General features: G+C 58.5%; 18 protein-coding genes and 2 pseudogenes. 5 read left to right on the forward strand and 15 right to left on the reverse strand.

Going from position 1 to position 21,945, the window contains the following annotated elements:
* Nucleotides 1-451: 451 nt before the first annotated feature.
* Entirely contained in the window at nucleotides 452-787 is a 336-nt protein-coding gene (locus TU73_RS12960; RefSeq protein WP_057012547.1) for a hypothetical protein, read from the forward strand.
* Here TU73_RS12960 and TU73_RS12965 read toward each other — a convergent pair.
* From TU73_RS12965 to TU73_RS13005, 9 genes are all read right to left on the reverse strand, one after another.
* Nucleotides 723-1,349, reverse strand: coding sequence for a hypothetical protein (locus tag TU73_RS12965; RefSeq protein ID WP_057012548.1), 627 nt, complete (start codon nucleotides 1,347-1,349; stop codon nucleotides 723-725). The two genes, TU73_RS12960 and TU73_RS12965, sit on opposite strands and share 65 nt — an antisense overlap.
* Nucleotides 1,349-2,047 (reverse strand): hypothetical protein, encoded by a 699-nt coding sequence (locus TU73_RS12970; RefSeq protein ID WP_057012549.1) that lies wholly within the window; start codon nucleotides 2,045-2,047, stop codon nucleotides 1,349-1,351. Before TU73_RS12970 ends, TU73_RS12965 begins: the two co-directional genes overlap by 1 nt.
* Before the next feature lie 54 nt (nucleotides 2,048-2,101).
* A complete protein-coding gene (gene pstB / locus TU73_RS12975; RefSeq protein ID WP_043047778.1) occupies nucleotides 2,102-2,863 on the reverse strand; it encodes a phosphate ABC transporter ATP-binding protein PstB in 762 nt (253 codons plus the stop codon).
* A 76-nt stretch (nucleotides 2,864-2,939) separates the two neighbouring features.
* Nucleotides 2,940-3,833, reverse strand: a complete 894-nt coding sequence (pstA, locus tag TU73_RS12980; RefSeq protein ID WP_046068256.1) for a phosphate ABC transporter permease PstA — start codon at nucleotides 3,831-3,833, stop codon at nucleotides 2,940-2,942.
* A complete protein-coding gene (gene pstC / locus TU73_RS12985; RefSeq protein ID WP_046068257.1) occupies nucleotides 3,830-4,798 on the reverse strand; it encodes a phosphate ABC transporter permease subunit PstC in 969 nt (322 codons plus the stop codon). The genes pstA and pstC overlap by 4 nt, the downstream gene beginning before the upstream one ends.
* 75 nt (nucleotides 4,799-4,873) lie before the next feature.
* Complete coding sequence (pstS, locus tag TU73_RS12990; protein ID WP_057012550.1) at nucleotides 4,874-5,905, reverse strand: phosphate ABC transporter substrate-binding protein PstS; 1,032 nt, start codon at nucleotides 5,903-5,905, stop codon at nucleotides 4,874-4,876.
* A gap of 174 nt (nucleotides 5,906-6,079) precedes the next feature.
* Nucleotides 6,080-7,096 (reverse strand): cytochrome d ubiquinol oxidase subunit II, encoded by a 1,017-nt coding sequence (cydB, locus tag TU73_RS12995; protein WP_057012551.1) that lies wholly within the window; start codon nucleotides 7,094-7,096, stop codon nucleotides 6,080-6,082.
* Between the two features lie 15 nt (nucleotides 7,097-7,111).
* Complete coding sequence (locus TU73_RS13000; protein WP_057012552.1) at nucleotides 7,112-8,533, reverse strand: cytochrome ubiquinol oxidase subunit I; 1,422 nt, start codon at nucleotides 8,531-8,533, stop codon at nucleotides 7,112-7,114.
* A 130-nt stretch (nucleotides 8,534-8,663) separates the two neighbouring features.
* A complete protein-coding gene (locus tag TU73_RS13005; RefSeq protein ID WP_057012553.1) occupies nucleotides 8,664-10,988 on the reverse strand; it encodes an FdhF/YdeP family oxidoreductase in 2,325 nt (774 codons plus the stop codon).
* Nucleotides 10,989-11,420: 432 nt separating this feature from the next.
* Here TU73_RS13005 and moaA point away from each other — a divergent pair, with 432 nt between their 5' ends.
* Entirely contained in the window at nucleotides 11,421-12,419 is a 999-nt protein-coding gene (gene moaA / locus TU73_RS13010) for a GTP 3',8-cyclase MoaA (RefSeq protein ID WP_057012554.1), read from the forward strand.
* Nucleotides 12,420-12,463: 44 nt separating this feature from the next.
* Nucleotides 12,464-12,683 (forward strand): annotated as a pseudogene (locus TU73_RS29345) (MoaD/ThiS family protein).
* A 350-nt stretch (nucleotides 12,684-13,033) separates the two neighbouring features.
* Here TU73_RS29345 and TU73_RS13015 read toward each other — a convergent pair.
* Nucleotides 13,034-13,471 (reverse strand): annotated as a pseudogene (locus TU73_RS13015) (molybdopterin-binding protein); the annotation flags it as partial.
* Nucleotides 13,472-13,484: 13 nt separating this feature from the next.
* Nucleotides 13,485-14,024, reverse strand: a complete 540-nt coding sequence (moaB, locus tag TU73_RS13020) for a molybdenum cofactor biosynthesis protein B (RefSeq protein WP_057012555.1) — start codon at nucleotides 14,022-14,024, stop codon at nucleotides 13,485-13,487.
* A 285-nt stretch (nucleotides 14,025-14,309) separates the two neighbouring features.
* Between moaB and TU73_RS13025 the strand changes: the two genes are divergently transcribed.
* Nucleotides 14,310-15,206 (forward strand): LysR family transcriptional regulator, encoded by an 897-nt coding sequence (locus TU73_RS13025; protein WP_057012556.1) that lies wholly within the window; start codon nucleotides 14,310-14,312, stop codon nucleotides 15,204-15,206.
* A 48-nt stretch (nucleotides 15,207-15,254) separates the two neighbouring features.
* Here TU73_RS13025 and TU73_RS13030 read toward each other — a convergent pair whose 3' ends face one another.
* A complete protein-coding gene (locus tag TU73_RS13030) occupies nucleotides 15,255-15,713 on the reverse strand; it encodes an Hsp20 family protein (protein WP_046068267.1) in 459 nt (152 codons plus the stop codon).
* Nucleotides 15,714-15,942: 229 nt separating this feature from the next.
* Between TU73_RS13030 and TU73_RS13035 the strand changes: the two genes are divergently transcribed.
* Complete coding sequence (locus TU73_RS13035; RefSeq protein ID WP_057012557.1) at nucleotides 15,943-16,371, forward strand: glycine zipper domain-containing protein; 429 nt, start codon at nucleotides 15,943-15,945, stop codon at nucleotides 16,369-16,371.
* A gap of 108 nt (nucleotides 16,372-16,479) precedes the next feature.
* On the opposite strand, the gene TU73_RS13040 is transcribed toward TU73_RS13035, so the two are convergent.
* From TU73_RS13040 to treS, 3 genes are all read right to left on the reverse strand, one after another.
* The gene (locus TU73_RS13040) at nucleotides 16,480-17,775 is read right to left on the reverse strand and encodes an McrC family protein (RefSeq protein WP_057012558.1); all 1,296 of its coding nucleotides are present in this window, start codon (nucleotides 17,773-17,775) and stop codon (nucleotides 16,480-16,482) included.
* Complete coding sequence (locus TU73_RS13045) at nucleotides 17,772-19,346, reverse strand: AAA family ATPase (protein WP_414860419.1); 1,575 nt, start codon at nucleotides 19,344-19,346, stop codon at nucleotides 17,772-17,774. The genes TU73_RS13040 and TU73_RS13045 overlap by 4 nt, the downstream gene beginning before the upstream one ends.
* A 426-nt stretch (nucleotides 19,347-19,772) precedes the next feature.
* Nucleotides 19,773-21,839 carry a maltose alpha-D-glucosyltransferase gene (treS, locus tag TU73_RS13050; RefSeq protein WP_057012559.1) on the reverse strand — a complete coding sequence of 689 codons (2,067 nt, stop codon included), beginning with the start codon at nucleotides 21,837-21,839 and terminating at the stop codon, nucleotides 19,773-19,775.
* Nucleotides 21,840-21,945: the final 106 nt, after the last annotated feature.

Genomic DNA, 21,945 nt, shown 5'->3' on the forward strand with positions numbered 1-21,945 from the left:
GTCTCAAGCCCTAAGCTAGATGGTGTGCTAGCGCTTAGGATGTCCGTGTGTGTTGGGGCCAGCTACACTCAGGCCACCAATCAAATCTGCTTCACCATCCCCATATATGGCGATTACTGTTTAAAATCGCCAATTGCAATTCCAGTCAGCGGACAGCTAAAAGTTTGTGCCGAGACATGTGGATCTTTCATACCCACAGGTCTTAAGGCTACTGTGTACTTGAACGGGACTGTTCTTTTCACGGCGACTCTGTTTGGCATCTGCTAAAACTTCAAAGACCAACCGATAGATCCCAAGGAGATACTAAAGACGGTATCTTTTTGGGCTATGTTTGGCTTTTACGCGAAATAAGCAAAATGCACGCGCTAGAACAACTTGTTTTTTATCCCTACACGTTACGAATATCCAGAATTAAAGATAAGCAATAGTGAGTAACTCCATGAGGTTTCTCATGGCAGCAGTACCGCAGAAAAAACACTCGGCCAAGTCTGCCAGGAAGCGCGTGGCACTTGCCGAAGTGGAATTGAGGCTCAGGGTTCGCCCCGGCATCCGGCAGGTCCTGGCCGACCTGATGAAGTGGTCAGGCATTACTGAGCAGGGCGAAGCGATGACGCTGATGATTCATCACCTGCACGCGATGGGTTCGGCGAAGTGCCAGCCACTACTGAATCCGCCGCGCCACGAATCGAGATATCGCAAAACGTGGCGCGGGAATATTGACCTCAGGAAGAAAAAACTTCAGCGCCTTGCCGTGCAGGCTGGTGATATCGAGGCATTTGCTGCCTGACCAATTGCGCCTGAACCCCCGCGACCGCATCGAGCACTCTCTGCGCCCACTGCTCATCCTGCGGGTCAACCACGACCACACGAAAGCCATGATCGTGACCTTCAATGCGCACGCCCTCGGAGTCATCCACGTGCAAATCAATATCGAAAGCCGGCGGGAATTTCGACGGTGTATTGGCCAGCCCGTGCGCACTGAGGGCGTCGTTATGCAGGGTGCTATTCACCACCCCGTCAACGCGGATTCCGTACAGCATCAACCAGCGCCTGATATAGGAAGGTGCCCGACCGGACGAGGTATAGACCCAGATGCTGCAACCCTGGCGCCGCAGCTCACGGGTCAGGGAACGGGTGCCGATACGCAGCGGCTCGCCCCACCAGCGATGGGCGCAGGCCGGCAGCCAACTGCTCTCCACGGCGGAGTGATGAAGTTGGCAGGCCAGGGTGTCGTCGATATCAAACGAGATTCGTATGCGCGGGCGCGTGTGCACCTGCCTGGACAGGGACTGTATGACTCGGCGGGCGGACGTTCGGCATTTGCCCGCGAGTGTTGGATACCAACGCATCAGTGGCCTCCCCCATAGATGGGCTGCGGTGTGTCGCTCAAGAAAAAGGCCTTTGGATCAGGTGCCTGCTCCTCCAGGAAAGCCGCGTATTTTTTTTTGATCTTGGGCAATTCATACAACGCCTTGACGCCATGCTTGGCCGAGTTGCGGATCACCGAGGACGGGTTGAAGTAGCCCTCGGCATTTTCGAGCGTCAGCACGAACGGCGGCAAACCGGCGCGCATCAGCAGGTAGCTGACGATCAGCGAGCCGCTGCGGTTGTTGCCTTCGATAAACAACTGCGGCTTGCTGAGGATACGTACATACACACCCGCCGCCCGCTTCCAGACGGACTCACTGCGATACGCGCAATACCAATTGAACAAGTCCTTGATGCCGCCTTCAACGTTGTTGAAGAAGTGCTCCTCGGTCGCGGCCAGGTGCTGGGCGTATTCCACCCGACGCGCCGGGTCCCGACCGCACAGGACCGTGGCGTTGATCTCCAGCATCAAGTCGAGATGATGAAGATCAAACAGGTCGACGCCCCGGGCCACATAGTCGTCAATCAGCGCGTAACCCTCAAGTACATTGAGCAGCACTTCGTCGGTCAAAGGGTCACGCGGCTCGGTAAATTGCGTGCTGAGCTCGGCGAAGCGGCTCTGCACTTTACGCAGGGCGCGTTCAATCGCTGACAAATCAAGACGATGGGTTACAGACATTGATATTCCTGGCAAACGTGGCCACTGGTGTGGCCTTTAGCGAACATTGATGGCTCAGCTGAACTTACCGCTGATGTAATCCTCGGTCATTTTTTCCCGTGGGTTACCGAACACCTGGGTGGTCGGCCCCATCTCCACCAGGTAGCCAGTGCGGGTGCCCTGGGAAATATCCACCGAGAAAAACGCCGTGGTGTCCGCCACGCGGATGGCCTGCTGCATGTTGTGGGTCACCAGGGCGATGGTGTAGTCCTTCTTCAACTCCACCATCAGCTCCTCGACTCGGCGCGTAGCGATGGGGTCGAGTGCCGAGCAAGGCTCATCGAGCAGCAGCACTTCCGGCTCTGTGGCGATCGCACGGGCAATGCACAAGCGTTGCTGCTGGCCGCCGGAAAGCGACAGGCCGCTGACCTTGAGCTTGTCCTTGACCTCATCCCACAGCGCCGCGCCTTGCAAGGCGTGCTTGACGCGGTCGCCCAGGTCGCCCTTGTAGCGGTTCAGGCGCAGGCCGAACGCAACGTTGTCAAAGATGCTCATGGAAAACGGGTTGGGCTGCTGGAACACCATGCCAATGTAGCGGCGTACCACCACCGGATCGACGCCCTTGCCGTACACGTCCTGGCCGAGGAAATGCACGTGGCCCTCGAAGCGGAAGCCTTTTACCAAGTCGTTCATGCGGTTGAGGCTGCGCAGTACGGTACTTTTGCCGCAGCCCGAAGGGCCGATAAAACCGGTGATCTTGTTTTTTTCAATCGGCACATGGCTGTCACGCACCGCCATGAAGTTGCCGTAGAAGATCCTGTCCAGCTTGCAGTCCATGACCACAGGCGCCTGGGTGACAAACGGAGCGGCTACTTGCGCAGTTGATACGTTCAAAATTCAGATGCTCCCGTTCTTAATACTTGGGCTTGCCGAAGATACGGCTGACGATATTGACGACCAGCACGATCATCACCAACACCAACGAGGCCGCCCAGGCGAGCTCGAGTTGGTTGTCGAAGGGCATGCCGGAGAAGTTGTAGATCAGCACCGCTAGGGAGGCAGTCGGGTTCATGACCGACAGGTCGCCGTCGTGGAAGATCCAGTAGTTGCTGAACAGCGCGGTAAACAACAGCGGCGCGGTTTCGCCCGCAGCGCGCGCCACGGCGAGCATCACGCCGGTGAGGATCGCCGGCAGGCCGGTGGGCAAGATGATTTTCCAGATCACTTGGGAACGGGTGCAGCCCATGCCGTAGGCAGCGTCCTTCATGACCTTGGGCACCATGCGCATCGACTCTTCAGCGGTCAGCACAACAATTGGCAGCATCAGTACCGCCAATGCCACACCACCTGCGGGTGCCGAATAGGTGCCGGTAGTCATCACCACCAGCGCATAGGCGAACACCCCGGCCAGGATCGACGGCAGGCCCGTGAGCATCTTGGCGGCAAAGCGTGCGGTGTTCGCCAGTTTGCTGTCCGGCCCCAGTTCAGCCAGGAAGATCGCGGCCAGGATGCCGACCGGCACCGCGATGGCGGCGGCGATGCCGACCATCACAAAGGTACCGGCCATCGCGTTGCCGAAACCACCGCCGGTCTCGAAGCCGGTGGGCGGCAGTTCGGTGAACACCTCCAGGCTCAAGCGTGCGCCGCCACGGGTGATCAGCATGTAGAGCACGGAAATCAGCGGCACACTGGCGAGCAGCGCGCCAAGCCAGACCAGCGTGGTCAACACCAGGCTGCGCAATGCGCGCCCTTCGAACTTGCGCTGCAGGCTGGGCACGGCGGTTATAGGAGACGTGAGGTTCGTCATTGTTTAGTACCCCGCTGGGCGTAGAGCATGATCATGGAGCCGATAACGTTCACCAGCAGCGTGATGAACATCAGCACGAGGGCGGCGTACATCAACACCTCGATCTCGTTGGGCCCGGCTTCGGGGAAGTTCAGTGCCAACAAGGCGGCCAGGGTATTGGCCGGCGCGAACAGCGACAGTGAAATGTTGTTGGCGTTGCCCACCAGCATCGCCAGCGCCATGGTTTCACCCAGTGCGCGGCCCAGGCCGAGTACCAGGGAACCGAAGATACCGGTGGCGGCGGATGGCACCATCACCTTGAGAATCGCTTCCCAGTGGGTGGTGCCCATGCCATAGGCGGCCTGTTTGGTTTTCATCGGCACGCTGGTCAGCGCGTCCTGGGAAACGGCGGCAATCGTCGGCAGGATCATGATCGCCAATACCAGCGCCGCCGGCAGCAGCCCCGGCCCGCTCAACGATGTGCCGAAAAACGGTATCCAACCCAGCTCGCTGTTCAACCAGGTGGTCAGGGGCCGGATCGCCGGAATCACCACGTAGATGCCCCACAGGCCATACACCACGCTGGGGATGGCCGCGAGCAATTCGACGATGGTACGAAATACCGCGGCCAGCTTCGCCGGCAGGAAATCCTGGGTCAGGAAAATCGCCATGCTGACGCCGAAAGCGCCTGCAATCAGCAGCGCAATCAGGGCGCTGTAGAGCGTGCCCCAAATGGCCGGCAGAATGCCGTACTTGCCTTGGTTAACGTCCCAGACACTGCCAAGCAGCACGTCGAACCCGTGCTTTTCCATGCCTGGGAGGGCCTTGCGGCCCACCTCAAAGACCAGGGCGACGACCAACGCCAGAATCAGTACCACCCCGATTTTCGCAAGGGCACGGAAGGTGCGGTCAACCAGGAAATCCTTTGCCGAGGGGGGTTGGCAGGCAGAGTCCGGGTTAACCGGTACGACGAAAGGTTTGATCATTGGTCAATTCCGGAACAAAGGGGGAAACGCTCCCGGCATGGCTGGCAGCACACACCGGGAGCGGCCGCACGGGTGTTACTGGATGTTGGCAGACGCTTTGCGCACCTGATCGACCACCGATTGCGGCAGCGGGATGTAACCCATCGAATCGGCGATTTTCTGCCCTTCGGTCAGGCTGTATTCGACCATTTCGCGCATGGCCTTGGCCTTGGCCGGGTTACCGTTGTCCTTGCGGAAGATCATCCAGGTGTAGGAAGTGATCGGGTAGGACTTGGCACCGTCCGGATCCGGCAGCCAGGCCACCAGGCTTTCAGGCATCTTCACCGCGGCCAGGGCCTCGGCGCCGCTTTCGGCGTTCGGCACCACATACTGGCCAGCCTTGTTCTGCAACTGGGCAAAGTCAACCTTGGCCAGTTTGGCGAAACCGTATTCGATGTAGCCGATAGCGCCCGGGGTTTGGCGTACGGTGGCAGTCACGCCGTCGTTCTTGGGCGACTTGATGAACTTGTCGCTGGCCGGCCAGTTAACGGTGTTGCCCTCCCCCAACGCCTGCTTGAACTCAGGGTTGATGGTCGCCAGGTGCTTGGTGAAGACCGCCGTGGTGCCGCTGGAGTCCGCACGTACCACCACGGTGATCGGCGTATCGGTCAACTTCAGGTCGGGGTTGGCGGCCACGATCTGTGGGTCGTTCCACTTGGTGATCTTGCCCAGGAAGATATTGGAGTAAACATCGCGTGGCAGCTTGAGGCCCTTGGGATTGCCCGGCAGGTTATAGGCCAGCACGATTTCACCCGCGGTCATCGGCAGCAACTGCACGCCTTCGGCCACCTTGGCGATGTCTTCGTCTTTCATGGCCGAGTCACTGGCGGCGAAATCGACGGTTTTGTTCAGGAAGTCCTGCACACCGGCGCCGCTGCCCTTGGATTGATAATCCACGGTAACGCCAGCGGTTTTCTTGCTGAAATCCTTGAACCAGGTGAGATAGATCGGTGCAGGGAAGCTGGCGCCGGAACCGGTCAGGCGCACGTTCTCGGCGGCAAAGGTCATGGAGGAGGCACAAAGAGAAACCGTAACGGCCAGTGCAGCAGACTTCATCAAGCTTTTCATTAAAAGGAACTCGTTGTGGTGACGGGCTCCCGAACTGTGCAGCAGGGTTGTTACATTTTTATGAAAATTGAGTGGCAAACCGGGGTTTTGTCCCGGTTTGCCACTACAGCCCTATATTTTTAGCGCATTGGTTAGTAACAAAATGCGACTGAAACGCTCGGATCCTCCAGCGCCTTAATGGTAGCCATCGCCAATCCTCACTTTGCCGCGAAATACGTAGTAGCTCCAGCAGGTGTACATCAGGATGATCGGCAGAATGAACAGCGTGCCGATCAGGATGAACAACTGGCTGGACGGCGGCGATGCAGCCTCCCACAAGCTGATGGATGGCGGCACAATGTTCGGCCAGATGCTGAAGGCCAGGCCGATATACCCCAGGAATACCAGGACCAGGGTGAACACGAACGGCCAGTGCGAGTGGTGTTGGCGCAAAGTCTTCAACAGCCCCACCAGTGCCAGTACGGCCAGCAGCATCAGGCCGCCGAACACCACAATGTGCGCCTGGGCAAACCAGCGCAGGGCGATTTCCGGGTGCAGCCACGGCGTCCACACGCACAGCACCGCCACCACCGCCATCAGCCCGAAGGCCAGGTAACGGCTGAACAGGCGCATGCGCGATTCGAGCATGCCTTCGGTCTTGACCAGCAACCAGGTGCTGCCCAGCAACGCGTAGGCCACCACCAACCCGACCCCGCAGAACAGCGGGAACGGCGACAGCCAATCAAGGTTGCCCCCGGCAAACTGGCGATTGACCACAGGAATGCCGGCGATATAGGTGCCGATCACTACGCCCTGGCAGAAAGTCGCCAGGAACGAGCCGCCGATAAACGCCATGTCCCAGATATGCCGCTTCTGCGGGCTGGCCTTGAAGCGGAATTCAAACGCCACACCACGAAAGATCAGCCCGGCCAGCATGAAAATCAACGGTAGGTACAACGCCTCCAGGATCACTGAGTACGCCAGCGGAAACGCCCCATACAACGCCGCGCCGCCGAGTACCAACCATGTCTCGTTACCGTCCCACACCGGCGCCACGGTGTTCATCATCACGTCGCGTTCCTGCTCGTCCGGGATCAGCGGAAACAGGATGCCCAAGCCCAAATCGAAACCATCCATGATCACGTACATCATCACCCCGAAAGCAATGATCACGCCCCAGATCAACGACAGGTCTATACCTTGAATGCCCATGTGCAATCCCCTTGATCAGTTGGTGTGGTCGCCGGACGCGAGCGTCTCGGTGACAGCGGACAGAGGACGGCGCGGTGTGCGTTCCTGACCGGGGCCGCCCTGTGGCGGATGGTCGTGATGGGGCTGCGGGCCCTTGCGCACCAACTTCATCATGTAGCCGATACCCACGGCGAATACCGAGAAGTAGATGAGCACAAACAACGCCAGGGAGATGCTCAGTTGCGTGACACTGTGATTGGACGCCGCGTCGGCGGTGCGCATCAGCCCGTAGACCACCCAAGGCTGGCGCCCTACTTCGGTGGTGATCCAGCCGGCCAGCATGGCGATCAGCCCGGTCGGCCCCATGAACAACACCAGGCGCAGGAACAACCGATTGCGATACAACGCGCCGTTACGACGCAAGGCCAAGCCCAGCAAGCCAGTAAGGATCATCAACATGCCCAGCCCGGCCATGATGCGGAAGCTGAAAAAGATGATGGTCGAGTTCGGCCGGTCTTCCTTGGGGAAGCTCTTGAGCGCCGGGATCTGTTTGTTCAGGCTGTGGGTGAGGATCAGGCTGCCCAGGTACGGCACTTCAATTGCAAAGCGGGTCTTCTCGGCCTGCATGTCCGGGATGCCAAACAACACCAGCGGCGTTGCGCCATCGCCGACGTTTTCCCAGTGCCCTTCAATCGCGGCAATTTTCGCCGGCTGGTGCTCCAGGGTGTTGAGGCCATGGGCATCACCCACGATTGCCTGGATCGGCGCCACGATCAGCGCCATCCACATCGCCATCGAGAGCATTTTGCGCACCGCCGGCGAGTCGTTCTTGCGCAGCAGGTGCCAGGCCGCCGATGAGCCGACAAAGAACGCAGTGGCAACAAACGCGGCAATCGCCATGTGCGCCAGGCGGAACGGGAACGACGGGTTGAACACGATAGCGAACCAATCCAGCGGCATCACCCGGCCATCGACGATGGAGAAACCTTGAGGCGTTTGCATCCAGCTGTTGGACGCCAGGATCCAGAACGTCGAGATCAACGTACCGATGGCGACCATCACCGTGGAAAAGAAGTGCAGGCTGCGCCCTACCCGGTTCCAGCCAAATAGCATCACTCCGAGGAAACCCGCCTCCAGGAAGAACGCCGTCAGCACCTCATAGGTGAGCAACGGCCCGGTGATGCTGCCGGCAAAGTCCGAGAAGCGGCTCCAGTTGGTGCCGAACTCGTAGGCCATGACCAGACCCGAGACCACGCCCATGCCAAAGTTGACGGCGAAGATTTTCGCCCAGAAGTGATACAGGTCCTTGTAGACCGCGTTGTTGGTTTTCAGCCACAAGCCTTCGAGCACCGCCAGGAAACTGGCCAGGCCGATGGTGATAGCGGGGAAAACAATGTGAAACGAGACCGTGAACGCAAATTGTATGCGTGCAAGGTCCAGCGCCTCGATATTTAACATGGCAATACCCTTATGGAAACTTGATGCGCGCGCACCTAGCCCGGCGTGCCTCAGGCCTGGTGGCCTGGGGCAAACGGATGTGCAGTGATCAGGAAAACCCAGGGCGCCGTACCGGCCGCCCCGGTACGGCTCAAGCGCCGTGGGACTGGATCAGATTGCTGGCCGGCGCGGGTTCAAGCCGGATGGCGATGAACTTCGACGTAGGGGTAAAGGTGCGGTCGCCGTAGCTTTCCAGCGGCACCAACGGGTTGGTTTCGGGGTAATAGGCGGCGGCCTGCCCGGCGGGAATGTCATAGGCGATCAAGGTGAAGCCGCTGACCCGACGCTCACGGCCATCGCCCCACAGCGAGACCATGTCGACTTTCTGCCCCGGCTCGTAGCCCAGCTTGCGAATGTCCTGTTCATTGACGAACACCACATCGCGCATGCCATAGACGCCGCGATAACGGTCATCAAGCCCGTACAGGGTGGTGTTGTACTGGTCGTGGGAACGCATGGTCTGCAGGATCAGCTCCGGCTTGACGTCCAGGTTGCGCACGCCTTCGCTGACCAGATGCGCCGGCAACACGCTGCAGACAAACTGGGCTTTGCCGCTGTCGGTTTTCCAGATGCGTCGCGCTGCGTCGTTACCCAGGTGGAAACCGCCCGGGTGCAACAGTTTGGTGTTGAAGTCCTTGAAGCCGGGAATGGTGTCGGCAATCAAGTCGCGGATGCGGCCGTAGTCGGCCACCGTCCACAGCCAGTCAATCGGGTGCTTGCCCAGGGTCGCATTGGCGATCCCGGCAATGATTGCAGGTTCCGAACGCATCAGCGGCGACTTGGGTTTCAGCTGGCCGTGGGAGATGTGCACCATGCTGAAGGTGTCTTCAACGGTCACGCCTTGCGGGCCTTCTGCCTGGATGTCGATATCGGTGCGGCCCAGGCACGGCAGGATCAAGGCTTCGCGGCCCGTCACCAGATGGCTGCGGTTAAGCTTGGTGGCGATATGCACGGTGAGATCGCACTTGCGCAGCGCCGCATGGGTGCGCGGGGTGTCCGGCGTGGCTTGGGCAAAATTGCCGCCCAGGCCGATGAAGACCTTGGCGCGCCCGTCCTCCATGGCCGCAATTGCCATGACCGTGTTGTGACCATGGCGGCGCGGCACCTTGAAGTCAAAACGTGCTTCCAATGCGTTGATCAACTCCGGCGGCGCCAGTTCGTTGATGCCCATGGTGCGGTCACCTTGCACGTTGCTATGGCCGCGCACGGGCGACAGCCCCGCCCCTGGCCGGCCGATGTTGCCGCGCAACAGTTGCACATTGATGATTTCCTGCACGGTCAGCACCGAGTGTGTGTGCTGGGTCACGCCCATCGCCCAGCACATGATCACCCGCTTGGCGCGTCGGTACATGCGTGCGGCCAGCTCGATATCCTCAAGGCTCAGGCCCGATTGCTCGACGATATGCTCCCAGGAAGTCGCGTCCACTTGCGCCAGATAGCGCTCCAGGCCCGAGGTGTGCTGGGCAATGAAGGCGCGGTCGAACACTGCCTCGCCATCGTTCTCCAGGGCTTCACGTTCCCATTTGAGCAGGAACTTGGCGATACCACGAAAAGCCGCCATGTCGCCGCCCAAGGCCGGGCGAAAGTATGCCGATGAGGTGGGTTCGGAACCGTTGGTGAGCATCTCCAGAGGATGCTGCGGGTGTTGGAAACGCTCCAGCCCACGCTCCTTGAGTGGGTTGAAACAAATCACCTGGGCACCGCGTTTTACCGCCTCGCGCAGTGGCTCAAGCATGCGTGGGTGGTTGGTGCCGGGGTTCTGGCCGATGACGAAAATCGCGTCGGCTTCTTCCAGGTCGTCGAAGGTCACCGTGCCTTTGCCCACACCGACACTGTCGTCCATGCCCAGGCCGCTGGCTTCGTGGCACATGTTCGAGCAGTCGGGAAAGTTGTTGGTGCCGTAGGCGCGAACGAACAGTTGGTACAGATAAGCCGCTTCGTTACTGGCGCGGCCCGAGGTATAGAACTCGGCCTGGTCCGGCGATTCCAGCTCGTTGAGGTGCTTGGCGATCAGGGCAAAGGCATCGTCCCAAGAGATTTCGACATAACGGTCCAGGGAGTCGTCATAGCGCATCGGGTGTGTCAGGCGGCCCTGGTATTCGAGCCAATAGTCACTTTGCCCTGCCAGCGACGACACCGTGTATTTGTTGAAGAACGCCGGGTTGACCAGGCGCCCGGTGGCTTCCCAGTTGACCGCCTTGGCGCCGTTCTCGCAGAACTTGACCATGCCGCTCTCCGGCGACTCGCCCCAGGCACAACCGGGGCAGTCGAAACCGCCGTTCTGGTTGGTCTTGAGCATCGCGCGGATGTTCTTGAGCGCGTTTTCACTGCCCAGCCAGTTTTTCGTCACCGCGATCAGCGCGCCCCAACCGGCGGCCGCCCCCTTGTAGGGTTTATAACGCTCAACTTCGCTCATGATGCTTCTCCAGGACTTCACGCATAGGCAGCGCCTAACTTAAAGCCTTTATTGATGGTTATTTTCAGGCATTGCAGAACGCAAACAGTGTTACCGCCAACTAAACAGTGTTTGCGTCGGTCTGTTTCACGGTCACGACTTTGGCTTGCGTATTCAGCCTAGGCCTTGCATAAATACCTGTCTAATCACAAATAATGACCACCTCATCGAATACATCTATCACGACAAAAATCTTTATTTTTCATTTAGATAAAAACATATAGACCAAAATAAAACCACCATAGACCTCATCGATCACTCGGTTGCTAATAGTGATTAGACGCTCTTAAAAAACAACTTTAGTCTTGAAATCAAACAAGGCTCTTATAACTATCGAGCCCTCAAAAGCAACGTCATGGCTACGCTTCTATTGAGTCGCTGCCGGAGGTTTCAATGACCGATAAGATCCTGATGGATAGTTTTTCTCGCCGGGTCGACTACCTCAGAATGTCGGTGACCGACCGCTGCGATTTCCGTTGTGTGTATTGCATGGCCGAAGACATGCAGTTCCTGCCGCGCCAGCGCATCCTCACCCTGGAGGAGCTGTATCAACTGGCTGAAAGCTTCGTCACCCTGGGCACTCGCAAAATCCGCCTGACCGGCGGCGAGCCGCTGATTCGCCCGGGAGTGGTTGACCTGTGCCAGCGCATCGCCGCCCTCCCCGGGCTGCGCGAGCTGTGCATGACCACCAACGGCTCGCAGTTGGGCAAGCTCGCCGCCCCCCTGTTCGACGCCGGCCTCAAGCGCCTGAATATCAGCCTCGACAGCCTGGACCCAAAACGCTTTCGCGAACTGACGCGCACCGGCGACCTGGCCAAAGTCATAGCCGGTATTGACGCTGCGAATGCCGCGGGTTTTCAACACACCAAACTCAATTGCGTGGTGATGAAAGGCCGCAACGATCACGAGATCAACGACTTGGTGGCGTTCGCCATCGAACGCGGCGTGGATATCAGCTTTATCGAGGAAATGCCCCTGGGCGTGATCAGCGAACACAGCCGTGCCGAGGCGTTCTACTCCAGCGCGCAAGTGCGCGAGCGCATCGCCGAACGCTACACCCTGATCGACTCGGCCGAATCGACCCAGGGCCCTTCTCGCTACTGGCGCCTGGCCGAAGCGCCGCATATCCGCCTGGGCTTTATTTCCCCCCACAGCCACAACTTCTGCGGCACCTGCAACCGCGTGCGGCTGACCGTTGAAGGCCGCTTGCTGTTGTGCCTGGGCAACGAGCATTCGGTCGACCTCAAGGAGGTGCTACGCCGTTATCCGGGAGAGCCGCAACGGCTGGAGCACGCCATCCTCGAGTCGATGAAGATCAAGCCGTACCGACACAACTTCGAGCTCAACGATGACGTGCAGGTGGTGCGTTTCATGAACATGACCGGCGGCTAATCGACCGGCTTTCCCTTTTTTATCGAGCTGCCCCGAGATGCTCCATGCACGAGGGCACTGGCGGTGAAAAGCTCGTACTGGATGAGTCCCCGCACACCATTGCAGACGTCAGGCAATTGCTATGCGACCGCGGTGAGACCTGGCAGCGAGTGCTGGGTGAAACCAGCCTGATGTGTGCGCTGAACCAGGAACTCTGTACACCGGAGGCGGGTGATCGAAGACTTCGACGAAATCGCATTCCTCCCCCTAGTGACTGGAGGCTGACCCATGCCGGTTCAGGTGCAGAACGAGTTGTTCGACCTTCTACACAACTTTGGGTGCGCCGCTGGACCTGTGGGAGGGGCTTGCTCCCGATATAGGCCTGACAGGCGACCAGAATGCTGGATCAGGCCGAGTACCTATCCGGTATTCAGGTAACGGCCGCTTAAGGTGGCCGTTGTCGCAGGAATGGATATGTACACCGACAGGCCCAATCAGGAGCAAGTCGAATCGTCGCACCGCCCCTCCCACATTCGGAGCGCGGGGCATCAGTCAGATAGCTACAGGCTGTTGGATCAAGACTGATTACTCTTGCCCGACCACTCGGTACCTCGCCAAGGCGCAGCGTGCCCCAATCAGAACAATTCAGAGAACGGTATAAACCGCGTCATATCACCCATCTGCAACGTGCTGCCCTCGCAAATTTCAACCAACCCATCCGCCCACGACGCACCGAGCATCACCCCGGAACTCTGGTTCGGATACAGCACCGCCCTGCCCGCCTCGATCCTGGCTCGCAGGTATTCGCGGCGACTGCCGGCCCTGGGCCAGTCAAACCCCGCACTCACCGCAAAGCTCATCGGCGTGACGTCATCGACGCCCTGGATACGCAGGAGATAAGCCCGCGCCAGCAAGCCGAAGGTCACCAGTGCCGAGGCCGGGTTGCCGGGCAGGCCAATCACTGGCACACGGCCAAACGAACCGACAGTCAGGGGTTTGCCCGGTTTGATCGCAAGCTTCCAGAACAACGGCTTGCCGCATTCACGCAGTACCTGGCCGAGGCAGTCAACATCAGCCCTGCGCGGCTCATCCTCGCGTGCCGCACAGAGCCACCGGCTTAAGGTGCGGCACGAAGTTACATGGGCGGTGGCGCGCATCGAGCTGCTCGGCAAGAATACCTTCCCACGCAGTGCGGCAAGCACCGGTCGAGCCCGGCAGGCAGCACACCAGCGTGCCGTTGGCCAGGCCGGCCAAGGCGCGGCTCTGCACCGTGGACGTGCCAATATCAAGAATCGAGATCGCACGAAACAGCTCACCGAAACCGTCAATATGCTTATCCAGCAAACATCCCACTGCCTCGGGAGTGCTGTCGCGGCCGGTAAAGCCGGTACCGCCGGTGATCAATACCACCTGCACACGCTCATCGGCGATCCAGGTCGCCACCTGGGCGCGAATTTTGTACAGGTCATCCTTGAGCAGGTTGCGCTCCACCAGGCTGTGCCCGGCTTCCAACAAGCGGCTGACCAGCAATTGCCCGGAGGTGTCATTGGCATATTCGCGGGTATCGCTGACCGTCAATACGGCAATATTCAAGGGTACAAACAATGCATCCGACGTTATGCTCATGTGATTCTCCGGCAGGCGATTATCAAGACAATGGCCGCAGGCTAAAGCGCTGAAACGATGGCTGTCTAATCGTTACGACTGACCGGGTTATCGAGCGTTTCTATTACGGCTTTTACTGCCGGCCCTGGACTGTTATCGAGTGCATCAATCGCATCGTCAATACAGGTGATTGGACGTGCCTGCCGTTACAATGAGATCGTCTGTTCATTCATTCGCCGGGTTACGCGAGCTTCCAGCACCTCGCGCCTTGAACGGCTTCTCACTTATTCCCAGGCAGGTGCCTTAATGGACATCAAGCAACTCAAATTCCTGATCGCGCTGGAGCAGACCCGGCACTTCGGCCAGGCTGCCGCACGCTGCCATATCACCCAGCCAACCCTGTCGATGCGCCTGCGCAACCTGGAAGATGAGCTGGGCCTGGAGCTGGTCACCCGCGGCCAGCGCTTCGAAGGCTTCACCCAGGCCGGTGAGCGCGTGCTGGCCTGGGCCCGAACCCTGCTCGCCGCCCACGACGGCCTGTTCGCCGAAGCCGCTGCCTGCCGTGGCCAATTGGTCGGTAACCTGCGCCTGGGCCTGGTGCCGCTTAGCGGGTTCAACCCGATCAGCTACATCCAGGGTTTGTCCCATACCTTCCCGGAACTCAAGTTCAGCCTGACCTCCATGAGCTCGGACAAAATCATCGAAGCCTTGGGCACCAACCAGCTCGACCTGGGTGTGTGTTACCTGGACCATGTAAACGCCAACTACCTGGATTTTTTCGAACTGGGCGAGACCCGCGTCGGCCTGCTCTACGACACCCGTCATTTCCATTTCGAAGGCACGGAAATGAGCTGGGAAGACGCCGCCGAATTACCCTTGGGGATGATCAGCAATGGCATGCACTATCGCAAATCCATCGACCTGAGCTTCCGCAGCCGCGGCCTCGACCCGCAGCCAATCCTGGAAAGCGATTCGACGTACCAACTGTTCCAGGCCATCCACGAAGGCTTCTGCTGCGCGATCATGCCCCTGGACAGCGGCCTGGAGAGCCCGATCGAAAACCTGGCGTTCATCAACCTGCCGGACGCCAGCGTCCTCGCGCCCCTGGGCATGGTGATGCGCAAGACCGAACCACGCTCGGCCATTGCCGAGAAGTGTTTTGCCGAGGCCAGGAAGTTGTTTGCGGTCAAGACCGAGGTCTGACGCGTACAAAAAGGCGCTCCGTAGAGCGCCTTTTTACCGCCGTTTGCTTTACTGCACACTTACCTGACGCAGTTCAGGCTTGGCCTCGCCGCCAATCGTGATGCGTTTGGGTTTGGCCTCTTCAGGCACCTCGCGCAGCAGGTCAATGCTGAGCAACCCGTTGGTCAGGGCTGCACCACGCACTTCGATGTGGTCCGCCAAGCGGAACGACAGCCGGAAGGCACGTTGGGCAATACCCTGGTGCAGGTAAGCGACCTTATCGTCGGTTTCGCGTTTTCCGCCGGAAACCGTCAAGACGCCCCTTTCGACCTGGATATCCAAGTCCTCCTCGGTCAGGCCAGCGACGGCGATGACAATGCGGTACGCGTCGTCACCGTGCTTTTCCACGTTATGAGGCGGATAGGAATTCGGAGCCTCGCTACGCAGCGCCGACTCGAACAGGTCATTGAAGCGATCAAAGCCCACCGATTGACGGAACAGTGGGGCCAACGAAAGGGTAGTAGCCATTTTTAAAATCTCCTGAGTTTCTCCAAGTGATTTAGTACGCGACCCGAATTCGGCATCGCGTGATCAAAAATTTATGGACGCGGAAATGGAATTCAAGAGGGCTGCAAGAAATTTTTTCTTGCCCCAATGCCAATCGCGAAAACCGCAGAGATACCGCGTGTGCTCTAATCTGATTGCCAGGCGTGCTTTAAACCGTGAGCGCCTGAGACAGCCCTTGAGGTACAAAAAGATGAAAATGACATTCCCTGCCCTGGCATTGGGCATTCTGCTTTCCCAAGGGGCCCTGGCCGCCGGAGATGGCACTGCCGCGTTGGGCGGCGGTGTCGGCGGCGCGTTGGGCAATGTGGTAGGCCAACAGCTCGGCGGATCGACCGGCGCGGCCATCGGTGCAGGCGTGGGTGGTGCCGCCGGTGGCGCGGTTGGCGCACAAAAGGGCAATAAAACCGAGGCGGCGATTGGCGGCGGTTTGGGTTCTGCCGGCGGGTCGCTGATTGGTAATCGCCTGGGCGGCAGCACCGGTTCGACCATCGGCGCAGGCGTCGGGGGAGCAGCCGGTGGCGCGCTGGGCAATAACCTGGCCGATGACGAGAGCAATCATCGTTCAGGCGGTGCGAAGCACAAAGGTAACAAACATAAGCACAAGAATAAGCATCATTGATGGTCTGATGCTGTTCTGATTGCAAACTGGCCAGGGTCGAGGGCATTGAGAGCCTCGACCCGGCGTGTCAAAGCCGGCGACTCAGCTCTGCGTGCTGCTCACAACACTTCACGACAGCTGAGCAGTGGCGCTATCGCTCCATAGAGGAAGCGGTTCAGATCGCCTGTCGACCAGGGCGCCCAACTCCAAGTCAAAAGGCACCACCCATAGTTGTAATTGCGGCGAGAAGCGGAATGGCGCGAGTGGCTGATCAAAGCTCGCTTTGCAGGGATAGATCAGGAGCATTTCGCCTTGTGGCTGGTCTCTCAGATAGTGCTGTCCATAGGCATAGAGTTGATAAAAGTCCGCTTGACTTAAACCGTACTTATTTGTGCCTTGATCCAAGCGCTTCCATTTAGTGTCTACAACCCAGCGTCGAGTATCCTGTGTAATGAGCATGTCAGGTTTCAGCTGAAACATACCTTGTTCGTTGTGCCAACATAGGAACTCTTGCTTGACCTGTCGTTGCAACGTTGCGCCAGCCGGCAACGTTCTTCGTAGACAGGCCTCGACATAGCGTTCGAACAGTTTCTCCATGGGAAACAACAGGCTGATTCCATGCCAATTGCCCGACACGGCGGTCGGCATACTCTCTCCAAGGACCAGTTCACACCAAGGTTTTACGGGCTGGTAATGGGCCATCAAGCGGTCATTACGCCAAAGTTTCAGGTCGGCTTTTACATCGCGGCTGGCAGGAAGCTCTTGCAACAGTCCCCGGAGTTCATGGGCCAAACGCCAACTGTCAGGTTGCTGCGTCGCCGTACAGACTTTCTGCAAAGCCAACATCAGCAGGCGATTCTCCGGGCGATCGGGAAGGAAAACATCATGGCGCAGTTGAAACTGATGCTGGCGACCCGGTGGTTGGCGAATCTGCCTGACGATATCCAGTTGACCACGCAGATAGCGTTGCTCCTCCTCGACCCGGTGGTAGTCAAAGCGCAGCCCGCGCTTGACCAGGTGATCCAACTCCAGCAAGAACTGGAGCATCACCCATTCGCTGAGCGGCGCATCGAACAATGTTAAGTCCGCAGGGCCAACCTGACGGGTCTTGAGGTTGAAGGAGGTTTGAATCATCTTGCACAGCAATTTACGATTCAGCGCAATGCAATCGCCCTGTTCAAAATGCTTGGGCAGTATCTCCAGCCGCATACCGCAAGGGCTTTCCAGCACGCCGACAAAATTGTCCAACTTCAACCAGCACTGACCAGCGATCTGCGCCAACGCCGTCCCTGCCTTGGTGAAAGAATCATTCAGGTCACATAGCCACTTAAAAGCGGAGGGAGGGATTTGCGCACGATCCAGACCCGACTCAATCTCGTCGGTGGTCAGCCAGGCATATTCGCGCACCGTGACGGAAGGATTCAACGGGCGACCCTATTGATCGCAAAATAGGCCTGGATACGATCAAATGCGCGCTCATTTAGCTTCCAGCGCTGGGTACGCGAGTCAGCCGGCCCTTTATCGCCAAACAATTGCAGGAAGTCTATTTCTACTTCTTGGACGAACTGATCATCAGGGTGTTTATTGTGATCATTAAGCACCCAGTGAATACGCTGCCAGTCTTCAAAGAAATACTCTTGCAACAGCGGCAAGATCTGCTGGCGAAAGATAGACGCCAGTAAAGACAAGCTCGGCTCATCGCGCAACGGCAGGAAGTAGGCATGCCCCAGGCAATGATCGCGATCAAGCAGAACTTCAATCCGCTGATTCAGCGTAATCAACAGTTGCTTGATGTCCACGCCGCCTTCAGTGGTCACTTCATCACCAGCGTTGACAAAGATGCCCTCCAGCAAATCTGGCTTGGGTGGCATTTCAATAAAGTTAAAACGACGGCGTAGGGCTATATCCATTGAAGCAAGGGAGCGATCTGCCGTATTCATCGTGCCGATGAGGTAAACATTGTCCGGAATGCTGAACGGCTTTTTCGAGTACGGAAGCTGGACACTCAACGCTTCGTTCGATTCTGCATTCAGTCGCTCACGTTTGCTCGGCTCGATCAGGCTGATCAACTCGCCGAAAATACGCGAGATGTTACCCCGATTGATTTCATCGATCACCAAGACGTGGGGCTTGCGTATCCCGTCAGATTGTTCGAAGGGCTTGATGGGCTTGGCGTCCGACTTGTTCAAATAACCCAGCAGGTCACCCCAATTGAAGCGATCCAGTGGATATACAGTCTTCTGGGTAAATAACGTCTCCCCATTGATCGGCAGGACCGACAGTTGAAGATCGCGATACAGCCAGTTAACCGGTAATACGTGCGGATATTCACGCACAATACTGGGCGGGCTTGCCTCATACCGATAGTCACCGGTAACCACGCCAATGGCGGAGATCAGTTCCGCTGAGTGGATACACACCAGGATATCGCCGGGCTGAATCTCCTTTGCAAAGGCGTTCAAGGTACCTTTGCTATGGCTATGGAGTTGATCGTAATACGGTGTGAGTTTTTCGGCCTTCATATCACCGGCGCCCACCCAGCCAATACGCGCCTCGCCGTGTTCAAGGCAATAACTCAGCTCGGGGCTGCCCCAGGTGCCATTGATGGAGATTTTCCAGATGCGCGGATTGCTACTGGTGCCGGCATTGGCAGAGCTGGTCCGCGCCTGATCACAAAGGCGCTTGAAGACGCCTGGCTCAACCGGGTACTCAATTTGACCCTTGTCGTTACTGACAGCGCGCAAGCCTTCAATGAAGTCTTCATAGCTGAAACTCTGATGAAAGGTGACGAAGCGAATACGCCCTTCACGTTCCAGCTCGTCGACGCGGGCTTTCAGCGCATGGCGCAGTTCATCATCCGCAGAGCTGTTCAGGCGCTGCTCGGCAAGAAATTCCGGGTCCAGCACTTCCAAAGAGGCCTCGATGGTCGAGTAGGTTTTACCGGTACCCGGTGGACCGAACAGAATGCGGTTCAGGGCAACTTTTTCAGCGGCCACCGATGGCGAAGCCTGCGCAAGTGTGGAAGGTGCCGTCAAGGTGTTGTCCCAATAGAGGCGGCGAGGGTTTTCCCCTTCTGATTGCAACCGAGGATAATTATCCTCCCAGCGGCCACGAGAGCCGTATATCTCACGGGCTATTTGGGACACGAGCGCATCGTCAGTTTGGATAGCCTTGCTGCGCGCTTTTTTTTCCTGGCACTCAACTGGATACAAACGGAACAGTTCCCACGCCAAATCACTGGGTGTCCAGCGCTTGCCAGGAGTTTGCTGTAGTAATTCGAACACACGGTTGCGCAACTTCAATGTCATGTGAAACGTCCCGATGGAGATAAGTGACGGTGAAGCTAGCCATTTGACATCATCTTGTCCAGCTCAACACCACAAAGCTCTCAGGGATGTCTCGTAACGTCCTCACCTGCACATCTAAAGCATCGGCGTACTGCTCACCACCCGCAACGCCAAGCCTTCATAGGCATCCAGCGTGATAGTGAAATCGCCCTCGGCCGTCAGGTCGCCCTCCACCCGTTCATTGATAATATCCACCACCATCCCCGCCGCGATATCGGGCAGGTGCAAGGTTTCGGTGATCGGCGTCGCACCGAAGTTCAGCGCGGTGATCTGCGTGCCCTTACCGGCCGGCAATTCGTGGACCATGATCAACAATGCGGGGTTTTCCACGTCCGGCACCAGGATCTGGCGGCTGGCAGCGATGTCGTAGGCGCGGCGCACGGCGAGGATTTTTTGCAGTTGCGAAGCAAATGACTCCGGGTCTTCCAGCTGGCTGTTCAGGCTGCCATACAGGCTTTTCGAGCGTGGCATCTGCCCGGCCGACAGCTCGGCGTCGGGGTTGAGGTCCACCAGGTCGTAGGCGCCGCGATGAATCCAGCGGGTATCGCCATCGTCCATCAAGTGCGCGACTTCCTCGGCCGCCAATGGCAGCGCGCCCACCAGGTCCCAGCCGGACAGCGCAAACACCCCGGGCTGCATGGCGTTGTACATCACCAACAGCAGATGGATCTGGCGAATCTGCTGGATATCGGCCGGGGTGATCGCTTCGAGGTCGCGAATACCCAGGGCAGCGGTGATGATGCTGGCGGTGGTGCAGGACACGCCGTTGGTGACGAACTTGAGGTTATACGGCGCATGCTCGCCGGTCAGGCGTTCGTACATCTGCTCGCGGATGTGCTCGCGCAGGATGTTGCCCGGGAAGGTCTGGCCCTGGAACAGGAAGGTGTCATGGGCATGCAGCGTCCAGAAATGCACCAGCTCCAGGGTCAGTTCGTCATGGTTCTGCAAGGCGTGGATCAGTGACCCCGGATCGATGCCAAGGTTATGCATCTGGCGCAGCATCAAGCGCAGGAATTCAGTGTCGCCCATCAGCAACGCATGCTGGTAGGCCGGCCGGGTGATGAAGTCATAGGACAGGTCGGCGCCGCCGTGGGACATGGACGCAATATCGTCCACCGTGAGGTTGAGTTCCTGGAAACTGAACCCGCCGGCCTTGCGGATCGCCCCGCCGAGCAACTGGTTGCCGGTGATCGACAGTGGATGGCTTTCCGACCAGGCCGTGCCGTCGAGCTTGCGCTCCACGCCGAGAAAACCGTTGGCGTCCAGGCGCAGGATCTTCGCGCCCATCACATCGATGGCGTGCAGCGCGTCACCGATGATCATCTGCTGCGCGGCGAACGAGGGGTCCAGCCAGTTCAGCGACGGTTGGCCTTCCTTGAAATAATGCAGATACACCCAGCGGCGTGGCTTGCCATCCACGCCAACCACCACCGGCGTGGCGCTCCAGTCGGTTTCCTTCACGCCAGGCTCGAAGAAAATCACCCGTTGCAGTTGGCCGACGATGTAGTGCTTGTCACGCAGCGCGTCCACCTGCAGCGGGCTGAGGTTCTGCGCATCACGGCCCTCGGCCACCTCAGGCAGCAACGGCCAATCTTCCTCACGGATTTCCACCATGTGGTACAGCCCGGGGTAGTCCTCGTAGGCCATTTCCGCCAGGCGAAAGTCCGCGCCCTTGCCGGTGTGGGATGGGATCACGTCATCGATGATCACCGCATTGTGCGCGGCGGCCATGCGCGTCAACGCCTGCAACTGCGCCTCGGTGCCCAGCTGTGGGTCGATATCGAAACTGATGCGGTCGAAATTGCCGTCGATGGTCGGGGTGTGTTCGGTGCCAGCCAGGCCACCGGACTTTTTCAATGGGCCGTTGTGAATGCCTTGAATGCCGATTTTCGACAAGGCGTGCCACAGGGTTTCATCCCCCAGCGCTTCGAGCACCGTGCCGCCTTCGCGGGTGACAATCGACGCCGGGTAGGCGGTGAACCACACCGACGACAAGGCTGACGCATCACGCGGCCGGGTATGCGCGTAGGGCTGCTGCCACAAGCGCCCTTGCCCGGAGTAGAGCTTGGCCCGCTGTCGCGCCGCGTGCAGCATGGATTGCTGCACCAGCCAGTTCACATGATCATTGTTCGCCGCGGTCATAAGCTCGGTACCTGTGGTCGTTTAAGGTTACTCGTAAGCATATGAGGGGCGTGCGCGCCATTCGTTGCATCGACTTGGCTTCATCCAAATGTGGGAGGGGGCTTGC

It is taken from the genome of Pseudomonas libanensis, from assembly GCF_001439685.1.
Lineage (GTDB): Bacteria > Pseudomonadota > Gammaproteobacteria > Pseudomonadales > Pseudomonadaceae > Aquipseudomonas > Aquipseudomonas libanensis.

Excerpts from the sequence above, each read along its gene's own strand:
- moaA (WP_057012554.1), top strand. The coding sequence starts at position 11,421 with ATGACCGATAAGATCCTGATGGATAGTTTTTCTCGCCGGGTCGACTAC.
- TU73_RS12960 (WP_057012547.1), top strand. The coding sequence starts at position 452 with ATGGCAGCAGTACCGCAGAAAAAACACTCGGCCAAGTCTGCCAGGAAG.
- TU73_RS12965 (WP_057012548.1), bottom strand. The coding sequence starts at position 1,349 with ATGCGTTGGTATCCAACACTCGCGGGCAAATGCCGAACGTCCGCCCGC.
- TU73_RS13035 (WP_057012557.1), top strand. The coding sequence starts at position 15,943 with ATGAAAATGACATTCCCTGCCCTGGCATTGGGCATTCTGCTTTCCCAA.
- pstA (WP_046068256.1), bottom strand. The coding sequence starts at position 3,833 with ATGACGAACCTCACGTCTCCTATAACCGCCGTGCCCAGCCTGCAGCGC.
- treS (WP_057012559.1), bottom strand. The coding sequence starts at position 21,839 with ATGACCGCGGCGAACAATGATCATGTGAACTGGCTGGTGCAGCAATCC.
- pstB (WP_043047778.1), bottom strand. The coding sequence starts at position 2,863 with ATGGACTGCAAGCTGGACAGGATCTTCTACGGCAACTTCATGGCGGTG.
- cydB (WP_057012551.1), bottom strand. The coding sequence starts at position 7,096 with ATGGGCATTCAAGGTATAGACCTGTCGTTGATCTGGGGCGTGATCATT.
- TU73_RS13000 (WP_057012552.1), bottom strand. The coding sequence starts at position 8,533 with ATGTTAAATATCGAGGCGCTGGACCTTGCACGCATACAATTTGCGTTC.
- TU73_RS12970 (WP_057012549.1), bottom strand. The coding sequence starts at position 2,047 with ATGTCTGTAACCCATCGTCTTGATTTGTCAGCGATTGAACGCGCCCTG.
- TU73_RS13030 (WP_046068267.1), bottom strand. The coding sequence starts at position 15,713 with ATGGCTACTACCCTTTCGTTGGCCCCACTGTTCCGTCAATCGGTGGGC.
- TU73_RS13005 (WP_057012553.1), bottom strand. The coding sequence starts at position 10,988 with ATGAGCGAAGTTGAGCGTTATAAACCCTACAAGGGGGCGGCCGCCGGT.
- pstS (WP_057012550.1), bottom strand. The coding sequence starts at position 5,905 with ATGAAAAGCTTGATGAAGTCTGCTGCACTGGCCGTTACGGTTTCTCTT.
- moaB (WP_057012555.1), bottom strand. The coding sequence starts at position 14,024 with ATGAGCATAACGTCGGATGCATTGTTTGTACCCTTGAATATTGCCGTA.
- pstC (WP_046068257.1), bottom strand. The coding sequence starts at position 4,798 with ATGATCAAACCTTTCGTCGTACCGGTTAACCCGGACTCTGCCTGCCAA.
- TU73_RS13025 (WP_057012556.1), top strand. The coding sequence starts at position 14,310 with ATGGACATCAAGCAACTCAAATTCCTGATCGCGCTGGAGCAGACCCGG.